Origin of the sequence: Streptosporangium sp. G11 (assembly GCF_051192615.1) — a bacterium.
Classification (GTDB): domain Bacteria; phylum Actinomycetota; class Actinomycetes; order Streptosporangiales; family Streptosporangiaceae; genus Streptosporangium.
Genome location: NZ_JBPJUQ010000194.1, coordinates 1 through 4,803, shown reverse-complemented (window position 1 = coordinate 4,803; position 4,803 = coordinate 1). Strand labels below are relative to the sequence as shown.

The following is a 4,803-nucleotide window of genomic DNA, read 5'->3' as shown; positions in this document are numbered from 1 at the left end:
CGCTGCCAGCCGGTGCTGTTGCGCGAGGGAGCGCACATGGTGACCGCGTGGCCATCAGCGATGCGCAGGCCGCCGTACACCCAGGTCTTCTCCGGGCCGCGACGGCAGGCAGTCCACAACGTCACCGCTGTGAGCAGATGCTCTCATGAGTGATCTGAACAGCCTGCGGTTCGCGGTTATGGCCGCAGATCTGCTCTCCCGCCCCCCTCTATAGCTCCGGTCCCGATTAGAGGAGCGCGCCGACGAGGTCGGCGAACTCCTCTGGGCCGACGATCCGCACGCCTAGACTCTCGGCCTTGGCGCGTTTGGAGCCTGCTTTCTCTCCGGCCACCAGCAGGCTGGTCTTCTTCGAGACGCTGGAGGAGGACTTGCCGCCGGCGCGTTCGATCAGCTCGTTCATCTGGTTGCGGGTCAGCGCCTCCAGCGCTCCGCTCATCGCGCCGGTGACCACGACGGACATCCCGGCCAGCGGTCCCTTGGATGTGCCGCTCGCCTCCGGGCCCGCGTTGGTGTCTGTATCGGCCTTGGCATAGGTGTCAGGAGCGGCGGGGGGCGTCCAGCCCGGCTGGGTCATGTTGACCCCGGCCCTGATCAGCTTGTCGATGAGGCCGGTGAGCTCGACCAGTTCCGCCACCACCCCTGGTGCCTTCTTCGGGCCGATGCCCTCCACCGCCTCGATCGCCTCGGCGTCGGCCGCGCGGATGGCGTCCATGCTGCCGAAGTGCCGGGCGATGCGGCGGCTCATGGACCGGCCGGTGCCGCGCACGCCCAGCGCGCAGAACACCCTGCTGAGCGGCTGGGCCTTGGCCCGCTCGATGGCGGCCAGCAGGTTGTCGGTGCTGGTCTCGCCCATCCGCTCCAGGCCCAGCACCTGCTCGCGGGTCAGGAAGAACAGGTCGGCGAAGTCGGCGATCAGCCCGGCGTCCAGCATCTGCTGGATGCGGTTCTCAGCCAGGCCCTCGATGTCGAGCTGGTCGCGGCCGGCGGCGTAGCCGATGGAGGCGATCACCCGGCAGGCGCGCCCGCGCACGCACCGCCACCGCTCCTGGGAGGAGTCGATCGCGTCGCCGCACAACGGGCAGACCTGCGGGATCGGGATCGGCTTCTCCTCGCCGGTGCGCAGGTGCACGACCGGGGCCTCGACGCGAGGAATCACGTCACCGGCCTTGTAGACGACCACGGAATCGCCGAGCATCAGGCCCCGACGTCCTATGTCGGAGGCGTTGTGCAAAGTGGCGTAGGTGATGGTGCTGCCGTCGATCTCGACCGGCTTCAGCACGGCGCGCGGGGCGATGATGCCGCTGCGGCCGACGTTCCATTCGACGTCGAGCAGTTTGGTGATTTTTTCGGTGGCGGGCAGTTTGTAGGCGATCGCCCAGCGGGGGGCGCGCGAGCTGAAACCGGCCAGCGCCTGGTCGGCGGCGAGATCACACTTGATCACAATGCCGTCGATGCCGAACGGTAGCTCCGGCCGCACCGCGGCGATATGCTCAACGCGCTCCTGCACCTGCTCCAGCGTCTCGGCGACGATCCCGGCGACGGGCGTGGCGGCGGTGGTCTGCACGCCCTGCCCGGCGACCCACGCCATGACCTCGCTGTGCGGGAGCTCGCGCAGTCGCACCGCCAACTCGGAGGCGTCGTCGGGGGCGGGCAGCACGCCATAGCCGAAGAACGTCAGCTCGCACACATACGGCCGGTCCTGGGCGCGCAGCGTGCCCGCGGCGGCGCTGCGCGGATTGGCGAACGTGGTGCCGTCGTGCGCCTGGCGCTTGGCGCAGGCGTCTTCGAACTGCAACGTCGTCATTTCAACTTCGCCACGCAATTCAATGGTGACCGGCTCGGCCAGCCTGGTGGGCAGCCCCACGATGGTGCCGATCGCGTGGGAGACGTCCTCACCGGCAGTGCCGTCGCCGCGGGTTACAAGCTGCATCAGGCGGCCGTGACGATAGCGGGCCGAGATGGCCAAGCCGTCGAGCTTGGGCTCGACGCTCCACGCCGCGACCGGGCGTCCGAGCCTGCGCTCCAATGAGGTGGCCCAGTCGGCCAGTTGCCCGGCACCGAAGACATTGTCCAGGCTGAGCATCGGCACGGTGTGCGGCACGTCGCCGACCACGGCGCCACCGGCGACCTTGCCCGTGGGCGAGGTCGCCAGCACCGACTCGGGGTGGGCTTCCTCGTACGCCTGGATCCCGCGCGCGAGCCTGTCATAGGCATCGTCGTCGAGCGTGGAGGTGCCGTCGGCGTAGTACGCGGCGGCGGAGTCAACAGCCAGTTGGACGGCTTCGGCGTAGGCCGTGTCATCGGCCAGGACAACGATGGGGGGCTCCTCGGTCATGGTTCGATCATGCTTGATGGCACTGACAATTCCGTCCGGCCGTCCGAGGCCTGAGTGCTGTGAGGCTGCGGTCAACAGATAACGTTCGTGATCGATGACCGCATGCCGGGAGAGGCAACACAAGTGGGATCCTTGGTCGCTGCGAAGGCCGCTTCTGTCTGTCGCGGCGGCATGTACACCATGCTGGGCAGCTGCTGAAGATCCCGGCCGACCCGGGAGATGCGAGCCTGACCTCTGTGCCCTCGATGAGCTCGCCCGGGCGATAGATATGAGCGGGTGTCGAACGCATCTGCTGTGGTGAGCAATCGCTCCTGGCCATCGTCGAGCAGCGCTTGGGCCCGCTCCACAATGGCACCGGCGACTGGGGTGCCGGCTCCACCGGGCCAACTTCCACTGCCCTGTCAGTTGGGCGGGCTGAGGGGGACGCCGTCAGGCTCCGGATGCCAGCTCATGTCAAACTCGAAGCGCCCGTGCAAGTTCAGAACGTCCGCAACCATCGGCAGAAGCGGTCGACGGTGTGACGCGGTTGTAGCGGGGGGGAGGGCGCGGCGCAGTTCCTCCTCGGTGACCGGGCGGGCGTTCAGGGTGGCCTGCCGCAGTGGCGTCTTGCCGGTCCGCAGGCCGCCCAGCACCAGCACGTTCACCTCGCCGCGCCTCATCGCGTACCCGTGCGTGTCCTCGTGGCGGACGTACGTGAGGCCAGCGCCATCCGGTGTGCACTCGGTGGCGCGAAAGCATACGTCTTCTCCGTCCGCGTAGGTCACGTACAACTGGATCGCGACGCTCTGCGCTCCGATGCCGGTGCGGTCCAACGGAAGGTAGATCATGCCCGCAGGGATCCCGGTCGGCTGCCCGGCATATCCGGGAATCCTCGCCGCGTAGTAGTCGCCGGTCTGCTCGTGGGCGGCGCCCAGTTCGCGGTTAGTGGCCAGGTGCAGGTTCAGCGCCGTGGCCCGCAGCAGGTCATGGTCGACCGATGGGGTCCCCACCACTGTCACGTGCCGGCGGCCGACCGGCACCTGGTAGCCGTGCACGATCTCGTTGTTCCGGTACACCAGGCCGCCCGACTCGGCGGTGCAGGAGCCCCATGTCAGGCGGGAGTCCTGGGCGCTGGGTTGCCCGCACATCTTTTCGCCCACCATGAGCCGGTTGTACGCGGTGATCGTGATGTGCCGATCGGGCGGGATCGCGTCCGGATTCTCGGGGAGGAAGCCGGCGTCGCCCAGCCCGCGGCCGTAGTCGCGGCCGCCGTTGGGCCGGTAGCCGGGGATGGAGACCACGTACGTGGTCTCCCTGTTTACGTTGGCGGCCGCCAGTCGTGCCTCGAACTCCTCTGGCGACTCCTGGCGCAGCACCACCACGCCGGCGCCGATCAGCACCACGCTCAGCCCCAGCGCGGTAAGGCTGAGCCGCCATCCACGCAGCGACATCCCGGCCGCCAGGACGAACGGAATCCCTCCGAGAAGGGACGACAACAGCTCGCTGCGACTCACCCCGAGCCCGGCGATGTCGGTCACCGCCCAGCTCAGAGGGCATTTATCTATGAACCTTTTTCATCCTCGTGCGACCTCGTAGTTCTGCCTGGGCACATGTGAAGATGATCACATGATCGAGACAAGCCGCGTGGAAAGGCCTGCGTTACGCAGAGCCGTGTACTTGGGTGCGGCGCTCTTGGCTGCCATCCTTATCGTGGCCCTGATCTGGGGTGAGGACCTGCGCTTCACCCACTCGTCAGGGAATATGGAGGCGGTCGCCCGCACACTGGGGAGGGCGTCGAACTCAGGGATCAAAGCATCGGAAGTCTCTCGTTCGAGTTCGTCCGTCGGGAGAACGACCAGGTCTACTTCTACCGAGGCAAGGGCTGGGGAGGGGACGGCTACGGCTATGTCTGGAGCCCCGCGAGCCGGCCGGGCGATGTCCGGCACGTGAAGGGGCCTTGGTATAAGTTCCGGGACGACGCGCACCAGTGAGCCGTTCCATCCTCAGGCGGCCTGGGCAACGCGGTGGTTTTGAAGGACGGCGATGGCCTTGCAGAGGTGGCCGGCTTTGGAAGGGCTGCAGCGTAGCTTGCGGAGGATCTTCCAGCTCTTCAACTGGGCGTTCACTCGTTCGCCGGGGCCTCGGAGCTTGGCGTGGGAGCGGTTGGCCCGCTTCTGGGACTCGGGTTTGTTCTTGCCCTTGTACGGGGTGATGACCGGGCCCTCGGCTCCCTGATACGCCTTGTCGGCCAGGGTGATGATCCCGGCCGTCTCCAGCGCGCGCAGGATGCCCCAGATCCGGGCGGCGCTCAGATCGTGGGCTTTGCCGGGCAGCGCTCCGGAGGTCCACAGGATCGTCCCGTCCGGTGAGGCGATGACCTGGACGTTCATCCCGTGCACGCGATGCTTGCCGCAACGCCGGTAAGTTACGGTTCGGTTGTGTTGGGTGGCCGGATGGTGATCGTATAAACGGTCCTGCTCAGCGGCGTT

At 67.5% G+C, this 4,803-nt stretch carries 3 protein-coding genes; all 3 read right to left on the bottom strand.

From position 1 onward, the window contains the following. Positions 1 to 226: 226 nt before the first annotated feature. A complete protein-coding gene (ligA, locus tag ACSDR0_RS49400) occupies positions 227 to 2,335 on the bottom strand; it encodes an NAD-dependent DNA ligase LigA (RefSeq protein WP_435295925.1) in 2,109 nt (702 codons plus the stop codon). Positions 2,336 to 2,736: 401 nt separating this feature from the next. Then, positions 2,737 to 3,852, bottom strand: a complete 1,116-nt coding sequence (locus ACSDR0_RS49395; RefSeq protein WP_435295924.1) for a hypothetical protein — start codon at positions 3,850 to 3,852, stop codon at positions 2,737 to 2,739. A gap of 465 nt (positions 3,853 to 4,317) precedes the next feature. Next, positions 4,318 to 4,803 (bottom strand): transposase family protein (locus tag ACSDR0_RS49390; RefSeq protein WP_435295923.1); only part of this gene is annotated, 486 nt, incomplete at its 5' end.